Source organism: Kitasatospora sp. Xyl93 (assembly GCF_055383135.1).
This window is the reverse complement of sequence record NZ_AP029185.1, coordinates 2,347,755-2,370,531: the sequence shown is the minus strand read 5'-3', so window position 1 is coordinate 2,370,531 and position 22,777 is coordinate 2,347,755. Positions and strand designations below refer to the sequence as shown.

Annotated in this window: 30 protein-coding genes and 1 other RNA gene; 10 read left to right on the top strand and 21 right to left on the bottom strand. The window is 72.8% G+C overall.

Annotated elements, in window-relative coordinates:
• The first annotated feature begins 29 nt into the window (after positions 1-29).
• A complete protein-coding gene (locus tag ACZ5GH_RS10335) occupies positions 30-1,544 on the top strand; it encodes an MFS transporter (protein ID WP_464334020.1) in 1,515 nt (504 codons plus the stop codon).
• Positions 1,545-1,557: 13 nt separating this feature from the next.
• An RNA gene (rnpB, locus tag ACZ5GH_RS10330) (RNase P RNA component class A) lies at positions 1,558-1,955 on the top strand.
• A gap of 22 nt (positions 1,956-1,977) precedes the next feature.
• On the opposite strand, the gene ACZ5GH_RS10325 is transcribed toward rnpB, so the two are convergent.
• Positions 1,978-2,235, bottom strand: a complete 258-nt coding sequence (locus ACZ5GH_RS10325; RefSeq protein WP_387748676.1) for a Prokaryotic metallothionein — start codon at positions 2,233-2,235, stop codon at positions 1,978-1,980.
• Positions 2,236-2,330: 95 nt separating this feature from the next.
• Positions 2,331-2,729, bottom strand: a complete 399-nt coding sequence (locus ACZ5GH_RS10320; protein WP_224273954.1) for an ACT domain-containing protein — start codon at positions 2,727-2,729, stop codon at positions 2,331-2,333.
• Between the two features lie 154 nt (positions 2,730-2,883).
• Between ACZ5GH_RS10320 and ACZ5GH_RS10315 the strand changes: the two genes are divergently transcribed.
• Complete coding sequence (locus tag ACZ5GH_RS10315) at positions 2,884-3,573, top strand: PadR family transcriptional regulator (protein WP_387748680.1); 690 nt, start codon at positions 2,884-2,886, stop codon at positions 3,571-3,573.
• A gap of 79 nt (positions 3,574-3,652) precedes the next feature.
• On the opposite strand, the gene ACZ5GH_RS10310 is transcribed toward ACZ5GH_RS10315, so the two are convergent.
• Entirely contained in the window at positions 3,653-3,850 is a 198-nt protein-coding gene (locus ACZ5GH_RS10310) for a hypothetical protein (protein WP_387748682.1), read from the bottom strand.
• Between the two features lie 41 nt (positions 3,851-3,891).
• A complete protein-coding gene (locus ACZ5GH_RS10305) occupies positions 3,892-4,110 on the bottom strand; it encodes a hypothetical protein (RefSeq protein WP_387748684.1) in 219 nt (72 codons plus the stop codon).
• Positions 4,111-4,622: 512 nt separating this feature from the next.
• On the opposite strand from ACZ5GH_RS10305, the gene ACZ5GH_RS10300 reads away from it, so the two are divergent.
• Positions 4,623-5,318 carry a bifunctional DNA primase/polymerase gene (locus tag ACZ5GH_RS10300; protein WP_464334019.1) on the top strand — a complete coding sequence of 232 codons (696 nt, stop codon included), beginning with the start codon at positions 4,623-4,625 and terminating at the stop codon, positions 5,316-5,318.
• Between the two features lie 64 nt (positions 5,319-5,382).
• Here the strand turns inward: ACZ5GH_RS10300 and map are convergent, their stop codons facing one another.
• The gene (gene map, locus ACZ5GH_RS10295; RefSeq protein WP_387748688.1) at positions 5,383-6,228 is read right to left on the bottom strand and encodes a type I methionyl aminopeptidase; all 846 of its coding nucleotides are present in this window, start codon (positions 6,226-6,228) and stop codon (positions 5,383-5,385) included.
• 113 nt (positions 6,229-6,341) lie between these two features.
• On the opposite strand from map, the gene ACZ5GH_RS10290 reads away from it, so the two are divergent.
• On the top strand, positions 6,342-6,569 hold the full coding sequence (locus ACZ5GH_RS10290; RefSeq protein WP_387748690.1) for a hypothetical protein: 228 nt from the start codon (positions 6,342-6,344) through the stop codon (positions 6,567-6,569).
• A gap of 87 nt (positions 6,570-6,656) precedes the next feature.
• On the opposite strand, the gene ACZ5GH_RS10285 is transcribed toward ACZ5GH_RS10290, so the two are convergent.
• Together ACZ5GH_RS10285 and ACZ5GH_RS10280 are read right to left on the bottom strand one after the other, a co-directional pair.
• On the bottom strand, positions 6,657-7,469 hold the full coding sequence (locus ACZ5GH_RS10285; RefSeq protein WP_464334018.1) for a hypothetical protein: 813 nt from the start codon (positions 7,467-7,469) through the stop codon (positions 6,657-6,659).
• A gap of 13 nt (positions 7,470-7,482) precedes the next feature.
• A complete protein-coding gene (locus ACZ5GH_RS10280; RefSeq protein WP_464334017.1) occupies positions 7,483-8,796 on the bottom strand; it encodes an MFS transporter in 1,314 nt (437 codons plus the stop codon).
• On the opposite strand from ACZ5GH_RS10280, the gene ACZ5GH_RS10275 reads away from it, so the two are divergent.
• Together ACZ5GH_RS10275 and ACZ5GH_RS10270 are read left to right on the top strand one after the other, a co-directional pair.
• Positions 8,684-10,090: a recombinase family protein gene (locus ACZ5GH_RS10275; RefSeq protein ID WP_464334016.1), complete on the top strand. Its 1,407-nt coding sequence runs from the start codon at positions 8,684-8,686 to the stop codon at positions 10,088-10,090. The genes ACZ5GH_RS10280 and ACZ5GH_RS10275 overlap by 113 nt on opposite strands.
• A 223-nt stretch (positions 10,091-10,313) precedes the next feature.
• Positions 10,314-10,490 carry a helix-turn-helix transcriptional regulator gene (locus ACZ5GH_RS10270; protein ID WP_464334015.1) on the top strand — a complete coding sequence of 59 codons (177 nt, stop codon included), beginning with the start codon at positions 10,314-10,316 and terminating at the stop codon, positions 10,488-10,490.
• Positions 10,491-10,504: 14 nt separating this feature from the next.
• On the opposite strand, the gene ACZ5GH_RS10265 is transcribed toward ACZ5GH_RS10270, so the two are convergent.
• The 4 genes from ACZ5GH_RS10265 to ACZ5GH_RS10250 all read right to left on the bottom strand — a co-directional run bounded on the left by ACZ5GH_RS10265 (position 10,505) and on the right by ACZ5GH_RS10250 (position 11,719).
• Positions 10,505-10,657 (bottom strand): hypothetical protein, encoded by a 153-nt coding sequence (locus ACZ5GH_RS10265; RefSeq protein ID WP_464334014.1) that lies wholly within the window; start codon positions 10,655-10,657, stop codon positions 10,505-10,507.
• 110 nt (positions 10,658-10,767) lie between these two features.
• Entirely contained in the window at positions 10,768-10,911 is a 144-nt protein-coding gene (locus tag ACZ5GH_RS10260; RefSeq protein ID WP_464334013.1) for a hypothetical protein, read from the bottom strand.
• A 50-nt stretch (positions 10,912-10,961) separates the two neighbouring features.
• Positions 10,962-11,144 (bottom strand): hypothetical protein, encoded by a 183-nt coding sequence (locus ACZ5GH_RS10255; protein WP_464334012.1) that lies wholly within the window; start codon positions 11,142-11,144, stop codon positions 10,962-10,964.
• Positions 11,144-11,719 (bottom strand): hypothetical protein, encoded by a 576-nt coding sequence (locus ACZ5GH_RS10250; protein ID WP_464334011.1) that lies wholly within the window; start codon positions 11,717-11,719, stop codon positions 11,144-11,146. The genes ACZ5GH_RS10255 and ACZ5GH_RS10250 overlap by 1 nt, the downstream gene beginning before the upstream one ends.
• A 133-nt stretch (positions 11,720-11,852) precedes the next feature.
• On the opposite strand from ACZ5GH_RS10250, the gene ACZ5GH_RS10245 reads away from it, so the two are divergent.
• From ACZ5GH_RS10245 to ACZ5GH_RS10235, 3 genes are read left to right on the top strand one after another with little or no spacing between them, the layout of a single operon-like run.
• Positions 11,853-13,208, top strand: coding sequence for a transcriptional regulator (locus ACZ5GH_RS10245; RefSeq protein ID WP_464334010.1), 1,356 nt, complete (start codon positions 11,853-11,855; stop codon positions 13,206-13,208).
• A gap of 35 nt (positions 13,209-13,243) precedes the next feature.
• The gene (locus ACZ5GH_RS10240; RefSeq protein ID WP_464334009.1) at positions 13,244-13,495 is read left to right on the top strand and encodes a hypothetical protein; all 252 of its coding nucleotides are present in this window, start codon (positions 13,244-13,246) and stop codon (positions 13,493-13,495) included.
• Positions 13,496-13,515: 20 nt separating this feature from the next.
• The gene (locus ACZ5GH_RS10235) at positions 13,516-13,704 is read left to right on the top strand and encodes a hypothetical protein (RefSeq protein ID WP_464334008.1); all 189 of its coding nucleotides are present in this window, start codon (positions 13,516-13,518) and stop codon (positions 13,702-13,704) included.
• Between the two features lie 48 nt (positions 13,705-13,752).
• Here the strand turns inward: ACZ5GH_RS10235 and ACZ5GH_RS10230 are convergent, their stop codons facing one another.
• From ACZ5GH_RS10230 to ACZ5GH_RS10185, 10 genes are read right to left on the bottom strand one after another with little or no spacing between them, the layout of a single operon-like run.
• Complete coding sequence (locus tag ACZ5GH_RS10230) at positions 13,753-14,079, bottom strand: hypothetical protein (RefSeq protein WP_464334007.1); 327 nt, start codon at positions 14,077-14,079, stop codon at positions 13,753-13,755.
• A complete protein-coding gene (locus tag ACZ5GH_RS10225) occupies positions 14,076-14,327 on the bottom strand; it encodes a hypothetical protein (protein WP_464334006.1) in 252 nt (83 codons plus the stop codon). The genes ACZ5GH_RS10230 and ACZ5GH_RS10225 overlap by 4 nt, the downstream gene beginning before the upstream one ends.
• The gene (locus ACZ5GH_RS10220; protein ID WP_464334005.1) at positions 14,327-15,235 is read right to left on the bottom strand and encodes an N-acetylmuramoyl-L-alanine amidase; all 909 of its coding nucleotides are present in this window, start codon (positions 15,233-15,235) and stop codon (positions 14,327-14,329) included. The genes ACZ5GH_RS10225 and ACZ5GH_RS10220 overlap by 1 nt, the downstream gene beginning before the upstream one ends.
• A gap of 23 nt (positions 15,236-15,258) precedes the next feature.
• Positions 15,259-15,639: a hypothetical protein gene (locus tag ACZ5GH_RS10215; protein ID WP_464334004.1), complete on the bottom strand. Its 381-nt coding sequence runs from the start codon at positions 15,637-15,639 to the stop codon at positions 15,259-15,261.
• Between the two features lie 8 nt (positions 15,640-15,647).
• Positions 15,648-16,109 (bottom strand): hypothetical protein, encoded by a 462-nt coding sequence (locus ACZ5GH_RS10210; protein WP_464334003.1) that lies wholly within the window; start codon positions 16,107-16,109, stop codon positions 15,648-15,650.
• Positions 16,106-17,188 carry a hypothetical protein gene (locus ACZ5GH_RS10205; RefSeq protein ID WP_464334002.1) on the bottom strand — a complete coding sequence of 361 codons (1,083 nt, stop codon included), beginning with the start codon at positions 17,186-17,188 and terminating at the stop codon, positions 16,106-16,108. The genes ACZ5GH_RS10210 and ACZ5GH_RS10205 overlap by 4 nt, the downstream gene beginning before the upstream one ends.
• On the bottom strand, positions 17,189-18,238 hold the full coding sequence (locus ACZ5GH_RS10200; RefSeq protein ID WP_464334001.1) for a hypothetical protein: 1,050 nt from the start codon (positions 18,236-18,238) through the stop codon (positions 17,189-17,191).
• Positions 18,239-18,248: 10 nt separating this feature from the next.
• On the bottom strand, positions 18,249-19,118 hold the full coding sequence (locus ACZ5GH_RS10195; RefSeq protein WP_464334000.1) for a phage distal tail protein: 870 nt from the start codon (positions 19,116-19,118) through the stop codon (positions 18,249-18,251).
• Positions 19,119-19,132: 14 nt separating this feature from the next.
• Positions 19,133-22,480, bottom strand: a complete 3,348-nt coding sequence (locus ACZ5GH_RS10190) for a phage tail tape measure protein (protein WP_464333999.1) — start codon at positions 22,478-22,480, stop codon at positions 19,133-19,135.
• Positions 22,467-22,769 carry a hypothetical protein gene (locus tag ACZ5GH_RS10185; RefSeq protein ID WP_464333998.1) on the bottom strand — a complete coding sequence of 101 codons (303 nt, stop codon included), beginning with the start codon at positions 22,767-22,769 and terminating at the stop codon, positions 22,467-22,469. Before ACZ5GH_RS10185 ends, ACZ5GH_RS10190 begins: the two co-directional genes overlap by 14 nt.
• Positions 22,770-22,777: the final 8 nt, after the last annotated feature.

Genomic DNA, 22,777 nt, shown 5'->3' with positions numbered 1-22,777 from the left:
GGCCCGCCCCGCGGTGGGAGGATCGGTCCGTGCCCGACCCCCAGTCCCGCGCCGCCGCCGCCGCGCCCGCGCCCGCGCCAGCCCCCGGGCGCCGCCACCGCCTGCTCGTCCTGGCGATCTGCTGCCTGAGCCTGTTCATCGTCGGCCTCGACAACACCGTGGTGAACATCGCCCTGCCGGTGATCCAGCGCGACCTGGACGCCCCGGCGTCCGGGCTGCAGTGGATCACCGCCGCCTACACCCTGGTGCTGGCCTCGCTGCTGATGCTGTTCGGCTCGGTGGCCGACCGCTTCGGCCGCCGCCGGGTGTTCCAGACCGGCCTGGTCTGCTTCGCGCTGGGCTCGCTGCTGTGCAGCCAGGCGCCCGGCCTGGGCTGGCTGGTGGCGTTCCGGGCGCTCCAGGCGGTGGGCGGCTCGATGCTCAACCCGGTGGCGATGTCGATCATCGCCAACACCTTCACCGACCCGAAGGAACGGGCCCGGGCGATCGGCGTCTGGGGCGGCGTGGTCGGCATCTCGATGGCGCTCGGCCCGCTGCTCGGCGGCTTCCTGGTGGACAGCGCCGGCTGGCCGTCGATCTTCCTGATCAACGTCCCGGTGGCGCTCGTCGCCATCGCGCTGACCGCCCGCTACGTCCCGGAGTCCCGCGCGCCCCGGCCGCGCCGACTGGACCCGGTGGGGCAGCTGCTGATGATCGTGCTGCTCGGCTGCGGCACCGCCGCGATCATCGAGGGCCCGGCCAACGGCTGGACCTCCCCGCTGATCCTCACCCTGGCCGCGACCGCCGTGGCCGCGCTGACCGCCTTCCCGCTCTGGGAGCGGCGGGTGGCCGAGCCGCTGGTGGACCCGCGGTTCTTCGCCAGCGCGCCGTTCACCGGCGCCACCGTCACCGCGGTCTGCGCCTTCGCCGCGCTCGGCGGCTTCCTCTTCCTCAACACCCTCTACCTCCAGGACGTCCGCCACTACGGCCCGGTCGAGGCCGGCCTGTGGACGCTGCCGATGGCCGGGATGATGCTGGTCTGCGCGCCGCTGTCCGGGCGGATCGTCGCCGGCCGGGGCCCGCGCCTGCCGCTGGTCGCGTCCGGGCTCGGCCTCGCCGCGAGCGGCCTGCTGCTCACCCGGCTCGCCGCCGACTCCCCGCCGGCGCTGCTGCTGGCCGCGTACGGGCTGTTCGGCTTCGGCTTCGGCCTGGTGAACGCGCCGGTCACCAACGCCGCCGTCGCCGGGATGCCGCGCGCCCAGGCGGGCGTGGCGGCCGCGGTCGCCTCGACCAGCCGTCAGGTCGGCCAGTCGCTGGGCGTGGCGGTGATCGGCACGGTCGTCACCTCGGCCGTGGCCGGGCCGGTGGCGACCGGCTTCGCCCCGGCCAGCCACGCCGGCTGGTGGATCCTGGTCGGCCTCGGCGGCGCCGTCCTCGCCCTCGGCCTGGCCACCACCACCGACCGGGCGGGCGCGACGGCGGCCCGGGTGGCCGCCCGACTCGGCGCCGAGCCGCCGGCCGTCCGGGCCGGTGTGCGGGAGGCGCCGCCCGAGCGGCTACGATGACCACTACGGCGGAAGAGCCGGCCGGGCGGTCGCGACGGGTCCCAGACCCGCCGAGGAACGTCCGGGCTCCACAGAGCAGGGTGGTGGGTAACGCCCACCCGGGGTGACCCGCGGGACAGTGCCACAGAAAACAGACCGCCCACCGCTTCGCGTGGTGGGTAAGGGTGAAACGGTGGTGTAAGAGACCACCAGCGACCGGGGTGACCCGGCCGGCTAGGTAAACCCCACCTGGAGCAAGGTCAAGATCGGTGCCCTCGGGCACCGTGCGCGGACGTCTGAAGGCTGCTCGCCCGAGTCCGCGGGTGGACCGCACGAGGCTGTCGGCAACGGCAGCCCTAGATGGATGGCCGCCTCCCCGGGCCGCGCGAGCAACCCGGGAGACAGAACCCGGCGTACAGGCCGACTCTTCCGCCCCCTTTCCCCCTCCGCCGGGTCAGGCGGGGTGCGCGCCGACGGCGTCGCGGATCTGCTCGCCGAGCCCGCCGTTGACGCGGGCGCAGTTGGCGCAGCAGAAGAACATGCCGGCCACTTCGACGCCGTGCCCGACGATGCGGACGTCGCACTGTTCGCAGCGCGGGGCGAGCTTCTCCATGGCGCATTCGAAGCTGTCGAAGGTGTAGGTGTCGCCGGTGACCGTCTTGATCTCGAAGGCCAGCCAGTAGTCGTTGCCGCAGGTGACGCAGATGGCCATGGCGGCCGTCTCCTTCCGGTGGGGCGGCCAGGGGTGGCCGCGCGGTCACTTCCAGTGTTGGAGGCGGCGAGGGAGACGGCCACTCGGCGAGGGCGTCAGGCGGAGCGGGCGGCGAGGTCCTCCAGGGCGCGGACGGCGCGGTCGGCGTCGTCGGCGGCGACGAACAGGTGGTCGTGGTGGAAGCCGGCCACCACGTTGCAGCTGATGCCCTCCTCGGCGAGCCGGCCGGACACGGCGGCGGTCAGTCCGACGGCCTCCAGCGCCGAGTGGATCCGCAGTGTGATCCAGGCCGCCACGTACTCGTAGCGCAGTCCGAGCGCGTCCGCCTCCTCCTGGGCGACCACCATCGTCACCCCCTCGGGCTCGGCGACGGTCACCACCGGTCGCATGCCGGCGGGCACCCGCGCGGGGAGCGTGCAGTAGACGTACCGCCCCGGGTTGAGCTGCGGGCTCATCCCGCGCAGCAGTGTCGCGAGGTCTCGTTCTGCGGCCATGCCCGTCACCGTAGCGGCTGGACGGGGGATGCGCCGTGCTCCGTGGGCGTGTCGGAATCCGTTGACGAGCGACAGTCACCGATATATCGTCGAACTATCGAGACAGTGACTCGACTGCCTCGTTGAACCTCAGCGATTCGAGGAGGTGGGCGCGATGCGCTCAGAACGTCAAGGACGGCGCTTCCGCTGGGAGGACCCGCGTGGCGGTGGCGGTGGGGGGCGGCGCCGCGGCCCGGGCCCGGACTTCCGGGGCATGCCCGGGGAGGGCGCCGAGGGCCGGGAGGCGTTCGGCGGGTTCGGCCCGCCGTTCGGCGGCCCCGGCCGGCCGATGGGCGGCCCGTACGGGCACGGCTTCGGCGGGCACGGCGGCCGCCGCGGGGGCCCGCACGGGCGGCGCGGCGGGCGGGCCCGGCGCGGTGACGTCCGGGCCTCGCTGCTGGCGCTGCTCAAGGAGCGGCCGATGCACGGCTACGAGATGATCGCCGAGATCGCCGAGCGGACCGGCGGGGCCTGGCGGCCCAGCCCCGGGTCGATCTACCCCAACCTCCAACTGCTGGAGGAGGAGGGCCTGATCACGGCGGAGGAGGTCGGCGGCAAGCGGCTGGTCTCGCTCACCGAGGCGGGCCGGGCCGAGGCCGACGCCGGGCCGGCCGAGCCGTGGGCGGAGGCCGGCCGGGAGGTCGACTGGGAGGCCGTCCAGGAGGTCGGCCAGGCGCTCGCCGCCGTCGACCAGGCGATCCGCCAGGTCATGGCCACCGGCACCGAGGCGCAGCGCGCCAAGGGCCTCACGGTGCTGACCGAGGCCCGCAAGAAGCTGTACCTCATCCTCGCGGAGGATGACTGACCTGCCAGGGGCCGGGGGAGGCCCCGCGGCGGAAGAGCGGGACGGGCGGTGCGGCCGCCGGGGCGGCCCGGCGGACGGCCTACGGCCGGACGGCGAACAGCGCCACGCACACCAGCAGCAGCACCGCCCAGCCGAACCAGAGCCAGGCGTCCGGCTCGATGACCACGCTGTAGAGGCACACCGCCAGGAGCAGCACCCCGGTGGCGGCGGCCACCTGCCGGTTGTGGTGCGCCGCCGCCCGGGGGCGGCTCCTCGGGTGCCGCACCGTCCTCGCCATGCCGACCTCCCGGGGGAGACTGCGGAGGGAGGAGACGGCCGTCAGCCCGAGGCCGCCTCGTCGTACTCGTAGCGCCAGAACCAGCTCAGGCCCCGAACCTGCTTGCTCCGGACGTACACCAGTGTGCGCGCGGGGGCCTCGCCGTGCGCGGGGACCGGGACCTTGTACTTCTTGGGCACGCCGAGCAACGGCCCCAGCGGGATCGGGAGGATCGTTCCGTCCAGGGGGCCGCCGACGAATGCGGTGTCCGCGCTCTTCATCCCTCCAGGGTCTCACCTCCGCGGACGTCCCAGGGGACCGGCCAGGTCGGGGGCGCCGGAGGGGGCGCGGCGGGGCGACCGGGGGCTCCCGGAGGGGACGGCGGGCGGCGGGTCGCGTGAGGGCGGCGTGCCGGGAGTGTGCCCGGGGTGCGCCCCGGGCGTCACCGCGAGTGTGACCGGAGAGGCACCGCCCCCGGTCATCCGGAAGCCCTCCGCACCCTTATCCTTCCTGTTACGCCCTCGGGGTCCACCCCGGGTCAGCGGGCCCGTACGGGCCGGGCGAGGCGCGAATCCGCGCGCCCTCCGGCCGATTTGGCGCGGACAGCGTGCTGCCGCGACTGCGTACCGTGACCCGGGCGTCGGCCGTCCGGTGACCCCGGGCCACGGCCGGCAGGGCGCGGACGACAGGGCCGAGCACTCCGGGAAGCAGCCGGGGGCGCCGTGCGTTGCGTCGGAGTGGTACGTCGAACGCTGTGTCGCACCAGGCACGGCAGTTGCGCGGAAGGGGCCCGATGGAAGCCGGCAGCAGGTGGACGACCTGGTGGCAGAAGCGTGATCGTCAGCGAGCGGGGGGCTCGGACGGCCCGGCCGCCGGACTCGATCAGCTGCTCGGCGCGGTGCGCGCCGGATTCCCGCTCGCGCCCGCCGCCCACCCGGCCGGCTACCGGTGTTCCTGTGACCGGGTGGCGTGTCCGGCGCCGGCCCAGCACCCGGTCTCCTTCGCCTGGCAGACCCAGGCCACCACCGACCCCGAGCAGCTCTCCCGCTGGCTCGCCCGGGACCCGCAGGCCAACTTCATCACCGCCACCGGCCGGGTGCACGACGTGCTGGACGTCCCGGCGGAGGCCGGACGGCTGGCGCTGGAGCGGCTGACCGCGGGGGGCGTCGAGGGCCCGGTCGCCGCCGTCGGCGAGGACCGCTACCTGTTCTTCACGGCCACCCGGGGCACCCCGCAGGACGAGGACGAGTGGTGGCCGAGCGCGCTCGACTCCACCCCGGACACCATGTCCGAGCACCCCGGCCTGCGCTGGCACTGCCGCGGCTCGTACACCCTGCTGCCGCCGGCCGCGCTGCCGGACGGCTCCCGGGTGCGGTGGCTGCGCGGGCCCGAGCAGCCACTGCCGGACCCGCTGCGCGTGCTGGACGTGCTCACCGACGCCTGTACCGAGGTGGGCGCCGTCGCCGAGGAGCAGTGGCTGATCGGCTAGGGCGCCCACCGGGGCGGCGCGGCTTCGCGGCGGCGCGGCTTCACGGCGCCGCGAAGCCGCGGGCCTACGGCAGGGTGAGGATCTCCGCGCCGTCCGCCGTGACCACCAGGGTGTGTTCGAACTGGGCGGTGCGCTTGCGGTCCTTGGTGACGACCGTCCAGCCGTCCGCCCAGATCTCGTAGTCGTAGGTGCCCAGGGTCAGCATCGGCTCGATGGTGAAGGTCATGCCCGGCTTGATCACCTCGGTGGCCCGGTCGCTGTCGTAGTGCGGGATGATCAGGCCGGAGTGGAACGACGTGTTGATGCCGTGTCCGGTGAAGTCCCGCACCACGCCGTAGCCGAAGCGCTTGGCGTAGGACTCGATGACCCGTCCGATGACGTTGATCTGGCGCCCCGGCTTGACCGCCTTGATCGCCCGGTCGAGGGATTCCCGGGTGCGCTCGACCAGCAACCGGGACTCCTCGTCCACGTCGCCGACCAGGTAGGTGGCGTTGAGGTCGCCGTGCACCCCGTGGATGTACGCGGTGGCGTCGATGTTGACGATGTCGCCGTCCTGGAGCACCGTCGAGTCCGGGATGCCGTGGCAGATGACCTCGTTGATCGAGGTGCAGACGGACTTGGGGAAGCCCCGGTAGCCGAGGTCGGACGGGTAGGCGCCGTGGTCGCACATGTAGGTGTGGGCGACGGCGTCCAGCGCGTCGGTGGTGACGCCGGGGGCGATCAGCTTGGCCGCCTCCTCCATCGCCCGGGCGGCGATCCCGCCCGCGATCCGCATCTTCTCGATCGTCTCGGCGGTCTGCACCTCGGGCCCGGTGTACGGCGTCGGCGCCGGCTTGCCGACGTACTCGGGGCGCGCGATGTGCGCCGGGACCTTGCGGGTGGGGGACTGGATGCCGGGTACGAGAGCCATGCGGCGAGTCTAGTCGCCGGGCCGGACCGGCCCCGGGCGGTGTGCGACCCCGCTCCCGGCGGGGAATGATCGGTACCGACCCATCCTTCTGGCCTTCTGAACGGGAGAGCGCGATGCCCCTCGGATTCAACCGCAAGCCGACCGGCAAACCCGGCGAGTGGTTCTACTGCATCAAGCACGACAAGGTCGAGGAGGGCCCGGAGTGCCCGGCGAAGGACCGCCTGGGCCCGTACGCCAGCCCGGAGGAGGCCGGCCAGGCCCTGCGGATCGCGGACGAGCGCAACCGTGAGTGGCAGAACGACCCGCGCTGGAGCGACCGGCCGAAGGACGGGACCGAGTAGTCGAGGGCGGGGGCGGGCGGGGGCCGGGAGCCGGCGGGCGGGAGGTCGGGAGCCGGGAGCCCGGAGCCGGTGGCCGGGGCCCGGCGGTCAGCCCGGCTCGGGGCCGGTGAAGTACTGCTCCGAGACCTCCAGCACGACGAGGCGCCGCCCGCTCGCGAAGGCCCGGGCGGCCGCCTGGTCGTGCGGCTCCGGAGGGCGGGAGCCCCGGTCCGCCCAGGCCGCCGCACCGTCGTCGGGCGACCGCGGCCGTGGGACGTTCAGGCCGGGGGTGGCGGCGACCTCGGGGCCCTTCCGCCCGTCGAAGCCCAGGCGTACCCCGAGCAGGTCGGCGCGGCCGTCCCGGGGGAACCCGTACCAGAGCTCCTCGCCCGGGCGGGGCGAGGCGTTGGTGTCGGCGGACCTGGCGCCCTGGGCGGTCAGCGCGGGCTCCCAGCGGGACCGGATCTGCTGCGGATCGCCCGCCACCGCCAGGTACTTGACGACCTGTCGGTGGCACTCGGCGGCCGGCCAGTGGGTGCCGGAGCCGTCGGAGCGGCTCGGCCCGACGGCGCAGCCGTCCCGGACGCCCTCACCGATCACCTCGGCGCCGGAGAGGGCGGGGAGGAGCGAGGCCAGCCGGCGGTCGATCTCGGCGCCGAGCGCCCGGCCGGCGGCGACCACCTCGGGGGAGTCGGCCAGCGCCCGCGGGTCCGGCACCCGCGGGCCCGGCGCCTGGGGAGCCGGTGCCTGGGGGCCGGGCACCTGGGGGCCGGGTGGTGGCCCGCCGGTGGTCCGGACCGCCTGTGCCGCGGACCGCACGGGCCGGTCGTCCGGCCGGAACAGCCAGCCGACCGCGATGCCGGCCAGCACGGTCAGGACGAGCACCACGCCCGCCCACTTCCGCCATCCCCCGACTGCCATGGGCCGGAGTCTGTCACACCGCGGCGGCGGCCTCCCGGGCGGCGCGTTCGTGCTCGGCGCGCACGGCGGCGGCGTGCGGGTCGGTGCGGTCGTCGTAGGCGAGCAGCTTCGGCAGGGTGGCGGCGACCGCGAGCACGGCGACCACGCAGGCGAGGCCGCCGGTCCAGACGGCGGCGCGCACGCCGACCAGCCCGGCCATGGTGCCGGCCCGGACCTGGCCGAGCTGCGGGCCGACGGAGTAGCTGAGCAGTTCGACGCCGGCCATCCGGCCGCGCACCTCGTCCGGGATGGACTGGTTCCACATCGTCGAGCGGGCGAGCCCGCTGATCTCGTCGGCGCCGCCGGCCAGCGCCAGGCCGAGCAGCACCAGCCCGATGTGCCCGGACAGCCCGGCGAGCGCCATCGCCCCGCCCCAGCCGACGGCGGCGGCGACCAGCAGCCGCCCGTGCCGGTGCACGCGGGAGGTCCAGCCGCTGGTCGCGCCGACCAGCAGGGCGCCGAGGGCGGAGGCCGCGTACATGGGGCCGAGCGCCCAGTCCGCCCCCAACTCGGCGGCCAGGAAGGGGAAGACGGCCACCGGGTAGGCGAACAGCATGGCGCAGGTGTCGATCGCGTAGGTGCCGAGCAGGTCCTTGCGGCTCCACGCGTAGCGGACGCCGGTGAGCACGGCCCGCACGGACGGCCGTTCGGCGCCGGTGGGCGGCGGCACCGCCTTGATCCGGACGAGCAGCAGCAGCGAGAGGGCGAAGCTGAGGATGTCCAGCGCGTACGCGGTCTGCACCCCGGCGAAGGCCACCACGACGCCGGCCAGCGCCGGCCCGGCCACCGAAGCGGCGTTGTGGTACAGCGACTTGAGCGCGAACGCGGCGGTCAGGTGCTGGTGCGGGACGATCCGCGGGGTGAGCGAGTCCAGTGCCGGGCGCTGGAGGCCGTCGGCGGCCGCGACCAGCGCGGCGACCAGGTAGATCGGCCAGAGCAGCGGGTGCGGCAGCAGGGCGTTGAGCAGCAGCAGCCCGGCCAGCAGGCCGAGCGCGGCCTCGGCGCGCAGCACCAGCTTCCGGCGGTCCATGGCGTCGGCGAGGGCGCCGCCCCAGAGGCCGAAGACGATCAGCGGGACGAGCTCGACGGCGCCGATCAGGCCGACCGCGAGGGAGGAGTCGGTGAGTTCCTTGATCTGCATCGGCACTCCCACGTGTAGGGCGTAAGGTAGCGTCATGAGGAAGCCGCAGCATGCCATCCTGCTTGTTCGGATTTCGGACGACCGTGAGGGCGAAGGCCTCGGTGTCGGTCGACAGGAGGCTGATGGCCGGGTGCATGCCGATCGCATCGGCTGGGGGATCGCCGAGGTCATCGTCGAGAACGACACGTCGGCGTTCAAGAGGCGCCGGGTCAAGCTGCCCGACGGCACAACGGCCCTCCGAGTGGTGCGTCCTGGGCTGCGGCGCTCTCTCTCCCTCCTCGCGAGCGGCGAGCGCGATGGCCTCATGGCCTACGACCTCGATCGATACACTCGCGACCCACGAGATCTTGAAGACCTCATCGACCTCGTCGAGCAACAGCACGTTCCGGTCACCTCGGTCACCGGATCGCTGCGTCTCGATACGGATGCGGACATCACGATGGCTCGCGTCATGGTCGCTGTGGCCAACAAGAGCAGCAGAGACACGAGTCGCCGCGTCGCCCGCAAGCACGAAGAGCTCGCCAAGCAGGGCCGACCAGGCGGCGGAGGGGCCCGCCGCTTCGGCTACGAACGCGACGGCATGACCATCAAGGCGGACGAGGCCGCCGCGATCAGGACAATGGCCCAGATGGTCATGGACGGCGCCAGCTACTACAACGTGGCCAACTACCTCAACGCCAACGGCCCACGCCCCGTGAGCGCAGAACGTTGGCGCGAGCGATCCGTCGAGTCCATCCTGACTGGCCCCCGGATTGCCGGACTGCGGGTCTTCCGGGGAGAGGTCGTCGGCCAGGCTGCGTGGCCAGCGATCATCAAGCGCGGGCTCTGGGACGAACTGCAGGCGGCGATCACCAACCACATGGGACACCGTCGGCGCGGACGGCAGACCTTCAAGCGCTGGCTCACCGGCCTGCTCTTCTGCAGCATGTGCGAGAGCCGGCTGACTGGATGGGGAGGCGAGTACTGGTGCGCCACCCCTAAGGGCGGCTGCGGCGGCATCGCCATCAATGCCGAGAAGACCGAGGCCGAGGTCGAACGGCAGCTGCTGGCCTACCTGGCCAATCCGGTTGTTCTGGCGAGGCTTCGAGATACGGTCTCCGAGTCCTCCATCGCGGGTGCGCGGTCCGATGCGGCCGCCGATGAACAGCAGCTGAAGGAGTTGGCGGGCATGTGGGCGAGGCGGGAGATGACCTTCGCCGAATACCAGGAAGCTCGGGCCATCATCGCCGAACGCCTGGAGCAGAGTAGGAGCCTGGCAACATCTGCCCTGCCAGGGATTGTTCGCCCGCTACTCGCAGATCCTGCCAGCGGATGGGCGAAACTCACGGCCCAGGCGCGGCGCGAGGTGGCTGTAGCGGTCACCCCCGGGTTCACGGTCACCCGGTCCAAGGAGGGCAAGAAGTTCTTCGACCCGGAACGACTCGTGCCCCGCAAGAAGTAGCACCGGCCCCGTGGTGCACCACGGGGCCGGGCTCTTCCCCGGCCCCGCCTGGGGGACGTGTGGCCGGGGAGTCTGGAAGCGCACGAATCATAGATCGAACGCATGGACGAGTCACTGTCGGTTTGGTCATACAGACTTTTGATCTGGGCCGCACCAGTGTCGACGGGTGTACGGCCGTCCTACCCCACTTCAGCTGCAAGAACGCCGCAGAGTCGGCGACCGCTTGCGCTACTTACGCCGCCAGCAGGGCCTGAGCCAGGAGAAGCTCGCCGAACTCATCGGTCGCGATCGACAGTCCGTCTCCAGCTGGGAACGGGGAGCCACGCCGCCCAACCTGGACGACCTCACCGCCATGGCCCATGTGCTCGGCGTCGGGACCTGGCGCCTGTTCTACGGGTAGATCGGCCGGGGCGCTCACCCCTTCCTGAGGTTCTCCGTGGCCGCGTCGATGTGCGCGTTGGCCTCGTCTCGCCCCTGATCGGTCGTCGCGCTGCGGTACTCCGCGACCGCGGCCCCGACCGCATCCAGCTGGTCGATGAAGGCGTCCATCTCGGCGTCGTCGCTCATGCTCTGCTCCTTGGCTGGGTTCGGTCCTGCGGTGGTACCGCAGGGTGGACCAGTGGTGTGTGGCGGCAGTGCTAACCCGGCCCCGCGATGGCGGGCCCGCAGGCCGTGGATCACCGGTGCTTGTCGTCCTGGTGCCGGCGCATCCGGATGCGCACGTCGACCGCGGCGGAGCGGTCGAACTCCCGCTCCGCCTCGGCGTGGGCTTCGGCCAGGGCGGCGCACACGGAACAGCGGGGGCGTGCCTGGGGCAGCACGGGTCGAGGGAACAGGTCGGCCACAGAAACGGGGGCGCGACGGCCGGCGCTCACTGCTCCACCTCCGGCACGGTCGCCGGTTCCGGCGCCGTCGCTTCCTGTGGGGCGGGCGGGGACTTCCGGCGCATACGGCTGTACATCTCCGCCACGCCGGCAACGGCCAACTGCCACGCGTCGCTCTGCGGGTTGAACCGTCGGCCCTCGGCATCATCGTCTGCGTCGTAGTCGTACATCAGGCCTCCGTGGTGCATGAGGGGTGCGCGACGACCGGCCAGCCCAGTGGGGCGCCAGACGTTGCGGTGTACGCGTGGCCGGCTGGCTGCAGCGGAGGCTCCGTGTGCTCGCAGACGATGCAGGCCTCGCCTCGACGCTGTTGGTCGGTGTAGTCGGCGGCCAGGGTGGTCTTGCCGAGCCAGAGCTGGCGCGCAAGCACCGCCTGCTGCAGGTACTCCTCGACCTCGATCCGGCGGGCGGCGGGGGCGAGGTAGCGCTGTCCCATGAGGAGGACGATGGTGCCGCCGCGGCGGGCGAAGTCGGCCCAGCCCTCGTCAGCGGAGATCCTCAGCGCGCCATCCGTGTGCGGCAGGAGAACAAGCGCGTCCTGGCCGTTGAGGACGATGCGGATCCCGGGCGATGGCAGGGGCAGGTCCGGCGTGGCCAGGCCAGCGCGCGAGGCGATGGGTCGGAGCCCTGGGGCGTCAGCGCGTGCCGGGGTGATCAACATGAAGCTGACCAGCCCATCAGGCGTTGAGTCGATCCACGTCCAGGCCGCTAACGACAGCGGCGGGCGTTCGGTGGCCGTCAACACGGGCCCCCTCCTTGAGCGCTGGGACTACCATCACCACCAAGAGTCGACCCGCGATCACCCGACGGTAAGCGCCTGGGGGGTGGCACAGGGTGGCACTTCTGCACCAGGTGGCGGACGAGGGTAGGACGAGGGCATGACGACGACGAAGACGCCGAACGCCCGGCTCGCCGAGTGGCTGGCGCGCGCGGACCTGAGCAACGCCGAGTTGGCTCGCCGCGTCAAGGCCGCAGCTCAGCAGGCCGGATATCCGCAGATCGCTCCCGACGCCACCGCCGTACGACGGTGGCTCCAGGGAATGCAGCCACGTCGGCCGCTGCCGGGAATCATCGCTGACGTCGTCTCCGCCAAAGTCGGATATCGGGTCACATCCCTCGAACTCGGACTCGGCGAGAGCCCGGCCGAGGACCGCTCGCTGCTGTACAACCGGGACTGGGCCGTTACGGTGGAAACCGTCTCTGACCTGGGGAGAGCAGACGTGGACCGCCGCCGTTTCCTTGCCGCCGCACCGTTCGCCGCCGTCGCCGCCACCGGGCCGTCCCGGGACTGGCTCCTCGCCACCCTCGATCAGGAACCGGAGCCCGGACCGCGCGTCCGGCTCGAGGACGTCACCGCCGTGAAGAACATGTTCGGCGAGTTCCAGAAGATCGACATCTTCCAGGGCGGCGGCAGCGGCCGACTGATCCTTGCGGCCTACATGAACGTCCACGTCTACCCGCTCCTCCGCCGGCCGCAGGACGACGATGTCCGCCGAGCCCTGTGCGAGGCAGCAGCCGAGCAGACCTACCTCCTCGGGTGGATGGCCTACGACAACGGCGAGCACGGCACCGCCCAGCGCTACCTCATCCAGTCCCTCCGCCTCGCCCAGGAGTCAGCGAACGTCCCCCTCGGGGCGCACGTCCTGGCTGGAATGGCCGATCAGGCCACCCTCCTCGGCCACCCCGAAGAGGGCCTGAGGCTGGCCCAGTCCGGCCGGCATGGCCTCCGCGGCTCCTCGGCCGCCGCGCTCGCCGACCTGTGGGCCCTCGAAGGCCGGGCGCTCGCTGCGATGGGCGACAAGGCCGCCGCCACCCAGGCCGTTGCTCAGTCCGAGGCTGCCGCCGAACGCATCCACCCCGACTCCGAGCAGGAGTGGGCGCTGTTCATCGATCCGGCCTACCTCCACGGCGAGCACGCCATGACCCTGCGGGACGTCGGCGACCATGCCGCAGCAGCCGAGCACGCCAAGCTGAGCATCGACCACGCCCGCCAGCAGAACCGAGCCCGCCGCGGAGCTCTCTCCCAGGCCGCGCTCGCCTCCACCCACCTCCAGCGCCGCGACCTCGAGCAGGCCCACGCCGCCGGCCTACGGACGCTCTCCCTCGCCGGGAAGGTCAAGTCGTCCCGCGCCATCGAAGCGGTGGTCGACCTGCAACGGCGGATGGAGCCCTTCGGTCGGCACCGCCTGGTCGCCGACTTCGCCGAGCGTGCGCGGACTCTGACCGCCGCCTGACCTGTGCTGTCCGATGCTGGTCGTACGATGGCGGCATGGCTGACCTGGATCTCTCCGCCGACCTGTTGCCCCTCCACGTCGCCGCTCTGCGCGCGGACCGGGCGATGACGACGGCGCGGGAGACCGGCGCGGACGTCGAGGCCGCCCGCGCGGAGTACCTGACCGCCGCTGCCGCGCTGCACGCCCACCCGTTCTGGGAGGAGCGGCGCCAGGCCGGCCAGCACCAGGAGTTCTGGCAGCAGTCCCTCAACGCCGCGAAGGAAGCGCTCGACGGCGGCACGGCCTGAGCCTCGGGCATCATGTCCGAATGGACTCCTGGGACACGGTTGAGCTGCACGGCGGCCCGCTGGACGGCGAGCAGGCCGTCGTCGACCCGCACGATCCCGACCCCGGCACCGCCCTCATCAGCACCCGCAGCGCCTACGGGCCCGGCGGCCGGTCCTGGTACCGGCCGGACGAGCACGGCGTGTGGCGGTGGGTGGGCGACAGCCCCTGAACACGACGAAGCCCCCGCCCTCCCGAAGGAGAGCGGGGGCGTGGTGGTTCAGAGGCGGAACAGGGCAATCACGGCCACGACCGTACCGGCGAGGCCACCGAGCACACCGATCGTCGCCATCGGCCACCGGTTGCGCTTCAGCGCCTCAACGTCGGTCCGAAGGCCGGAAACGTCGGACTCCGTCAACGCAGTCCGCTCCTGGGTGCGAAGGCGCGTCTCGTGGTCGGCGATCGTCTCCCGGTGCTCACGCTGGTCGCTGAGGATCGCGTCCAGCTTGGACTCCATGCGGATCTGACCATCAGCGATCCGCCTCACCTCCGCATGGGTCTGAGCCGGGCTGATGTACACCCCGGCGTCCGGCGGCGGGCTGGTCACTCACGCACCGCCTGACGAAGCGCGTCGGCGTCCAGGTCCGGCGCAGACCGCAGCCAGCGCGGCAGCATCCGGTCCACCACCGGCAGGGCCATCACCCTGGTGATGCCGGCCGCGACCGCCAGCCCGGCGCCGACTCCCCACGCGGTCTGCGGGATGCCGGCCGCGTCCACGATCAGCGGGGCCGCCGCAGCGAGCGAGAGAGCGGTCTGCACCGTGGTGCGGATGGTCCTGCGAGTCGAGTCGCGCATCAGCTGTTCCCCCCCGTGAACTGAGCCTTGAGCTGGTCCACGGAGGCGGCCAGCGACTGCACCATGCCGGTGAGCTCGGCGAGCCGGTCGTCCGCAGTCTTCGCGCCGTTGATGGCCTCGGACAGGCTCGGCCGGTATCCGCCGGGCAGGGCTGCGTACTCGGGCATCGGCTCCGACAGCACCGATCGCACGATCTCCGGCAGGTCGTTGCGGAGCTGCTTGATCAGGTCGTTCGCCTGGCCCCCGCCCTCGACCAGCTCGATGAACCGGGGCACGTAGCCGTTGGGCAGCGTTGCCTCCGGGACCCGGGTGTTGAACAGTTCGTCGGCGGTCACGTCGTCCTCCTGATCGGGGGTGGGGGAAGTGGTGGGCGGGGTCTGGCCGTTCGCGGCCGCGATGATCCCCGGCATGACGCGGTCGGTGAACTGGCGGACCCGGGCGTCGCCGGGGCACTCGGTGCCGCCGCCGGACCACTCCGGGTGGAGTCGGTGGTAGCCGAACCCCGGGTCGGACGCGGTGCGGCAGACCCTCAGCGGGATGCCGTGCGTCTGGTGCATCCACACGCCGATCCGGATCAGCGTGGCGATCTGCGCGTCCGTCCACGGGTCGGAGTTGTCGTTGTCCGCCGCGGTCTCGATGCTCACGGCGCCGGTGCCGTCCGGCCGACGGTTGGCCGCCACGTTGGCGTCCGCGCGGGTCTGGGTGCCGATGTACTGGGCGGCGGACCCGTCGTAGCCGACCCCGAAGTGCGACTCCAGATTGGTCGAGTCGCGCCAGAACTCGTACGTCCGACCAGGCGTCCACGGCGCCGCGATGCTGTGGAAGATGAGCTGCGTGGGGACGATCGCTGGCTGATCGTCGGACTCGGGTTGGAGCTCCATGCGCTGGGCTCCGGGGTACCAGGCCATCAGGCCTCCTGGGTAGTGGGTGGTCAGGTGAGCGGGACGGCCTGGTCGGTGCAGGTCACACCGAACGACGCGTAGTGGCGGAGCATGACCTGGTGGCCGGCGGCGGCCAGGGCGGCCGCGATGTCGCGCGGGTGCCGCACCCCGCCGGTGTAGTAGCCGGTCTGGTACGGCCAGCCCGGGATGTCCTCGTCCGAGGTGAGACCGTAGATCGTCCACTCCCCGGGGTCGGAGCTGATCCGGGGCACGGCCAGCAACCACAGCTCCACCGGAAGCTGCGGCTGGCCGGCCGACGGGGCCGACCACTGGCCGGCCCGGCCGGCGCGGTACTCGTCCAGTGCGAACGGCAGCAGCCGCTCGGCGAGCTGGGTGGCGTTGTCGGCGCGGACGGTGTTGACGAAGCGCAAGAGGTCTCCTAGTCGACTGCGCGGATGAGCTGGACCTGGGCGGCGACGGTGCCGCTGCCGGACGTACGGGCGGCCTCGACGGTCAGCAGGTACTGGGAGCCGATCGGGGCCGACGGCGGAAGGGCGGCGGTGACGTCGAGGGCCCGGCCGGCCGGGACGGCGGCGCCCAGCACCGTGCCGTTGACGAGGACGCGGACGTTGCCGGTGGTGCCGACGCCCGCCGTGGTCGCCACCATCACGCGGATCCCGGGCTTCCAAGCCACGTTGTAGCAGCGCGCGACCGTCGCGTACGCGCTGCTGGTCGTCTGCGGCCACCGGGTGGAGTCCACGTCCTGCGGCGCGAGCAGACCGTCAGCGGCGGCCATGTCCGGTTGCTGGGCCCGCAGTTGGGCGATGGTGGTCTCCAGCTCGCGGACCTTCGTGGCCAGCCAGTTGTGGCCGTGCGGCAGCTGGTCGAGACGGGTACTCACACGTCCTCCAGGAGGATCGGGGACAGCCGGTCGGCGCGCGGGTCGAGTTCCCACGCGTACGCGCGGGCCACGAGGTCGGTGCCGGCCGGGTGCCGGGGGCTGCGGTCGATGGCGATGCGGACGCTGTCGCCCAGGCCCCACGCGGAGCCCACGCGCGGGGCCTGGGACGCTGTGGCGGTGACCGACCAGGCCCGGCTGCCGGTGCCCATCAGGGCCAGCGCCTCGGTGGCGTGCCGCTCCAACAGGTCGACGTCGGTCAGGCCCTGGGCCGGGGACCAGCGGCGCTCCCACAGCGGCCAGCCCGCCGCGATCAGCCCGGAGGCGGTGTGGGTGCTGCTGGTCGCGCGGACCCCGTCGGCCCGGTCACCGCGGGCGATCACCGACGTGGCGCCGCGGTGCTGCTCGTACGACTCGGCGACCCGGTACTCGGAAATGCAGCCCGGCAGGTCGAACACCGGCTCCGGCTGCGGGCCGACAGCGCCGATGGTCGGCCCGATCCGCAGGACGAGCTGGATCCGGGTCTGGGCGGCGTCCGCCCACACGGTGTCGATGGTCCACTCCGGGCCCCCCGACATGGCGGCGATCTCCTGCAGGTACGACAGGATCGTGCGGTCGTCGGCATCGGCGGTCCGGTAGTCGATCAGGGTGCCGGTGGCGGTGGTGTCCAGGACGATCGGCGGGCCCCCGCTCAGCGCCGGTGCGGCGAGCGCGGCGATCACGCTGGCCTGGTCGGTGGCGGTGGCGGTGTAGTCGCCGGGGTACCGGCGGTCGAGGTAGGCCTCGGGGGTGGCCGCGCCGACCTGGACCACGTTCCCGGAGCCGCCCTCCCGCGCCAGCGCCAGGCCGGTCCACACGGGCGCGGCGGTGGCGGTGTCGACGGCGACCAGCAGGGTCCGGCCCGGGTCGGTCGCGGACTCCCAGCCGGCCGGGGCGCCGGAGAGCACCAGGTCGAGCTGGGCGCTGGTGACCGCGCCGAGCCGCCGCGACAGGGCGCCCGACGGCGTCAGCGACCGCAGCTCCTCCGCGATCGCGCCCGTCCGGAGGTCGCAGCCGAGCCAGGTGAGTTCGACCGGGCCCACCTAGTTCGCCGCCTCGTAGGTGATGTTCCAGTGGACCTGGCTGTTGGAACTGGCGTTGACCGGCACGGTGTTGGAGACGGTGCCGCTTGAGCCGCTGCCGGCACCGGTCTTGACCCGGAACCCGGCGGCCGTGCTGCCGCCGCCGAGCTGGACGACGCCCAGGTACTCGTTGTCCCCGCTGTTGAGGTACTCGGCGGGGCCGAGCTGGATCCCGATGCCGTTGGCGGCCGCCTGGACGGGCGCGCTCATGCTCCAGACCCCGTCGCCGCCGGACGACGTGCTGCCGAGGATGAGGCTTCCCATCCAGGTGATTTGCCGTCCCACGCGCGACCAGCGGCTGATCAGACCCCCGTTGCCCAGGATCGGGGCGATCAGGCTGGCTCCCCAGGTCGGGGTGTGGTTCACGAAGTCGCCCTGGGCCTGCCAGACCGTGCCAGTCCAGTACTCGGGCACCATCCGGACGGTGTTGAACCGGGCCTGGCCGATGTGCACGCCGGCGAGGGCGATGTCGGCCGCGGAGGAGACGGGCAGGATGCCGCCCGGGGCGACGGTCAACTGCCGGACGGCGCTGGAGACCGTCGCGGCGCCGGTGCCGCCGCTGCCCGTGGACGGCACGGTGATGGTGGCCAGCGGCAGGTAGATCTCGGTCGCTCCCGGGACCGGGGCGGCCGGGGCGGCCGAGGCGACGCCCGGCAGGTAGACCACGTCGGCTCTACGGAGGCCGGTGCCGTCCACGGCGGTGTCCCACACCCGCAGGTACACCAGATCGATGCGGCTCCACGTCGCGTTCGCGGCGGCCAGCGTTCCCGGGCTGGTGGCCGGCATCTGGGCCCGGTACAGGCCCTGCCCGGCCCGCCACAGCACCGCGGGCCCCGCGCTGACGTTGATCGTGGTGCCGCTGAGGGAGACGGTCAGCCCCGGGTCACCCGGCCGAATACCGGGACGGGCCCCCAGCGAGGTGCCATCCGACATGACGAACGGCAGGTCCATCTTGCGGAGCTCGGTCTCGTCGTAGGAGGTCGAGGGAAGCCACAGCGGATCGGTAGGCAACTGGGCCTCCTCACATCCAGGCCGAGCGCGCGGTGGCGGTCAGCAGAGCAGCGGGGGACGTGCCGGCAGACGTCCACTGGACGGTGACGCTCTGCCCGGCAGGGATTTCAGGCCAGGCGCCCGCGAGGTAACGGCGCCTGGACGCGGTGCCGTTGAGGGTGGCGGTGTGGGCGTCGGTGTCGATGACGAGGACGTCGCCGGCGAGCAGGGCGTCGGTGTAGGTGAGCTGCCGGACCTCTCCGGAGGCGTACTGCACCAGCAGCACGAAGCCGGGCACGGGCCCGGTGATCGTGAACGTCGGCCGGGTCGCGATCGTCCCGGCGTTGCTCAGGGTCAGCGTTCCCGGGGAGCCGCCGGCCGTGATGACCAGCGGCAGTGTGATCGGCAGCGTGAGGCCGCCCCCGGCCACCGGCAGGCCGGTGGACTGGGACTGCAGCGTTGTCGCGTACCGGCGCGGGTCCGCCGCGGTCAGCAGCATGCTGTACCGGGCGACCCGGTCGGTCACGTACTCCAGCAGCACTTCGCCCGACCGGCGGACGGTGGCCTGTTTGGGGACGGTCTCGGCCACGGTCAGCAGCGTGTCCGTGATCGCGGCCGCCGCGTACAGCTGCTCGGCGGCCGCGTCCAGGGCGGACAGGGACGGCGCGGTGACGGTGCCCGCCACGGTGATCACCCGCGCGCCCAGGTACGTCGGCCCCGCCCACGCGCCGTGGTCTGCCTCCCGGTCGCTGTACTGCGCGCGGACGGCAGACCCGGACCAGCCCTTGAGGCCGTCCGGGGCCACCGTCCACGCCACCCCCGCACCGTCCACGACGCCCAGCTGCAGCGAGCCGAGCGTGACCCGGCGGCCGAGCACCAGGCCCGGCGGGTAACCGGCCATCAGCACCCCTCCTGTCAGGTGACGAACTCCTGGTGCCGCTGCAGGTCCGCGAGTTGCTCGTAGCCGGTCTGCTTGGCGCCGTGGAGGGTGATGTAGGTGATGCGGTCGCCGCCGCCCGCCCGCGCGGCCGCCACCGGGGCGGCGAGCTGCCGGGCCGGGATCAGCTGGCTGGCCGTCGGGGCCGCGGGGATGAGCTGCTGCCCGAAGATCCCGGCGACCTCGGCCAGCAGGGACATCGACCGGACGCGCCTGGCCGGGTCCAGCGGAATGTAGGCCTCCGGCCCAGCCTCGGCCCACAGGATCGGCCGGGACGACATCATCGCCTCGCGTGCTGACAGGCCGGACGCTGCCGCCCGAATCCCGCCGGCGGCGTACCGCGTGATGCCGCCGTTGGCTCGCTCTTCGGGCTTGTCGCCGAACTGGTGCATGCTGGCCGCGCCGACGTAGGACACGCCGACGGTCACGGTGCGGCCCTGAATCCCGTTGATCGCCTGCTGGATGCGCGCGGTCCCGTTGACGGCATCGTTCGTCGGAACCGTGACCTTGACGTCTTTGCCGCCGGGCAGCACGTCGACCGTGTACCCGATCGCCCGCAGGTCCTGGATCGCCTCGGCCGACGGCGCCCGGATGGTGATGCTCTTCCCGGGCGGGACGTCCTCAACCTTGCGCTTGACCTCCTGCAGGTCCGCGATGGTCTGCAGGGCTCCCGGGTCGCTGACCTTGGTCGTCACGGTCGGGGGCACCGCCGCGTAGGCCGAGGTCAGGGACTCGATCTGCTGCTGCGTGAACCCGGCCTGGGCCATGACCCGCTTGAGGGCCTCGACGTCCTGGCCGAACACGGCGACCGCCTGCTCGCTGGAGTTGGTCTGCTCCATGACGGCCTTCGCGTGGGCTTGCGCGGCCGACGCGGCATCCAGGATCGCGGACTTGTTCTCCCGCCCCTTCTGGCTGTGGATGTCGAGCTCGGTGCCGTTCTCCGCGACCTTGTCCTTCAGGTCGGCCAGCGCCGACTGCATCGCGATGTTCGCCTTCGTCGCCGAGACGTTCTTGCCGTTCAGCGTGTCCAGCGAGTCGGTCAGCTTTTCGACCGCGGTGCGGGTGTCGGCAATGTCGGCGGCGGTCGTCTGCGCCGCGGCGCCCAGGCCCTTGGTGGCGCCTGCGGCGCCGCCGGCGGCCTCCGCTTCGCGCTTGGCCGCCTCCACCGCGCCGTTGATCTCCGGAGACAGCCCGGTCAGAGCGGAGTTGACGTTGCGGAGCGACTCCGCCCACTTCGCTTCGCCGTGGCCGGCGTCGGTGGACGCCTCCTCGACGCCCTCGACCTGCCGCAGGTACGGCTCCAGTTGGGAGTTGACCCGGGCGACCGCGTCGGCGCTGCCGAGAATCGCCTCCGTCAGATCGGCAGTCGAGATCCCCAACAGCTTGGCGGACTTGAGGACGCCATCGGTCTCCAGCCGGTGGGCCAGCCAGGCGCGCACGTTGGCGCCGACCGCGTTCGAGTCCGCCTTGACGGCCTCGGTCAGGCCCTGGACCTCCGCCTTCGCGTCGACCGTGGATAGCCCGAAGAGTGCCAGGGCCGTGGTGGCGATGCCGAGTGCCGCACCCCACGGCCCGAACATGAACGAGGTGAAGCGGCCGGCGGCGCCGGCCAGGATCGGCATCGTCTCCGCCAGGCTGAGCAGTGAGGCCCGGAACGCCGCAATCTTCGGGAGGATCAGCATCAGGCCGCCGGCGACGAGCGCCAGCGCACCGCCGATGCCGAACAGGGCGATGGTTCCGGTCTGCAGCCAGCTGGGTAGCTGGGACCACGCGTTGATCATCTGCGTGACCCACTGCACCAGGTCCCGCAGGACCTCGGTGGCCGCGGTGCCGCCGGAGATCAGCGCGACCTCGAGGCTGCCGCCCAACTGCTCGATGTCGCCCGCCAGGTTGTCCATCTGGACCGCCGCCATGCGGCTGGCGGCGCCCTGGTCGTTCACAGCGGTGCGGTAGCGGTCGACACCGTCGGCGCCGAGCTCGTACAGGATCGTTGCCGCGCGCACCGAGTCCGAGCCGAAAATGGTCGCCATGGCTGCGTTGCGCGCCTCGGGGGTGAGGTTCGAGAACGACGACCTCAGGTTGCCGGCGAGCTTGGTCAGGCCGACGAACTGCCCGCTGGCGTCGTAGGCGGAGAAGCCGAGCTGGTCCATGATGCCCTTGGCCTCGTCCGACTGGGGCACCAGACGCTGCAACATCGTCTTGAGTGAGGTGCCCGCGTCGGAGCCGATGAGCGCCCTGTCGGCGAACGCGCTGAGGACGCCGACGGTGTCCTCGAGGGAGAGGCCGGTCTGCTGGGCCAACAGCCCGCCCATGCGCAAGGATTCGCCCAGGCCGTGCACGTCAGCGGCGCTCTTGTTCGCGCCTGCCGCGAGCACGTCGGCGATGTGTGAGACGTCGGCGCCCTTGAGCTTGAACGTGTTCATCGCCTGCGCGGAGATCGTGGCGGCCTCGGCGAGGTCCAGCTGTCCGGCAGCCGCGAGGCCGAGCGACCCCTTGAGCGCGCCGGAGAGGATGTCGTCCACCGACACGCCAGCTTTCGCCAGTTCGGCTTCGGCTTCGGCGGCCTGGGATGCGCTGAACGCGGTGTCGCGGCCCGCGATGAGCGCCGCCTCGCGGAGCTTGCCCATCTGCTGCTCGGTCGCGTCCGCGACCGCCGCGACGCCGCTCATGGCCTTCTCGAACCGGGCCGCGGCGATGACGGCTGCGGCGAACATGCCCAGCATCAGCAGCCCAGCCGTGCGGACGCCGCCGAAGACCTTCTCGGCGTGGTCGCCCGACGCTGCCGCACGGCTGAACGAGCCGGCCTGCTGCGAGGATGCCGCTGCCGAGGCGGTGGTGGCCGAGGCCATCGCGGCTTCCTGGGCCACGACGGCCTCGGCAGCGGCCAGCCGCATCGCCAGCGACCCGCGGATGCCGGCCGCCGAGGCGGCGGTCGCCTCCGACATGCGGGTCTCCGCCGAGGCGACGGTGGTGGCGGTGGCCTGCGCGGAAGCGGCCATCTCGCCCATGGCGCGCGAGGAGATCGCGGCCGCGCTGGCGAAGGTGGCCGGGACCTCCTCGGCGGCGGCCGCCAGGCGCCCCACGCTCACGGTGGTGGCGGCCATGGCCTCCTGCGTGGCCCGGCCGGCGGTGCGGGCGACGGCGGCGGTGCGCTCGAAGGACGACTGCTCGGCCGTGGAGGCGCGCTGGAAGGCGTTCTGCTGCTCGGCTGCCGAGACGGTCGCGGCCTGGGCAAGTCGGCGGAAGTCGGCCTCGGACTGGGTGGTGGCCCGGCGGGCAGACGAGTTGTCCACGCCCAGGCGCACGGTGACGCTACGGTCGGCCACGGGGCTCCTCCCTGCGGTGGACGTGGACGTGGACGCCCTGTGTGTCGCCGCCATCCTGTTGGAAGCGGGCGGTGGTCGTTGAGGCGGTGGTGCAGGCGTGACAGCGGATCACCTCGGCCTCCCACCGGCCCTCGCTGTCGGGGCTGGTGGCCTCGCCGATCGGCTGGCCGCAGCCGCGGCACGTCTCGTCCTCGACCGCGAGCAGGGCCAGTGCCCAGGCCCGGTCGGCGGCGGTCCACAGCGGCTCCCCGGGCGCGGGTGCCCGGCCGAGGAAGACGCTGCGGGGCACGCCCCAGG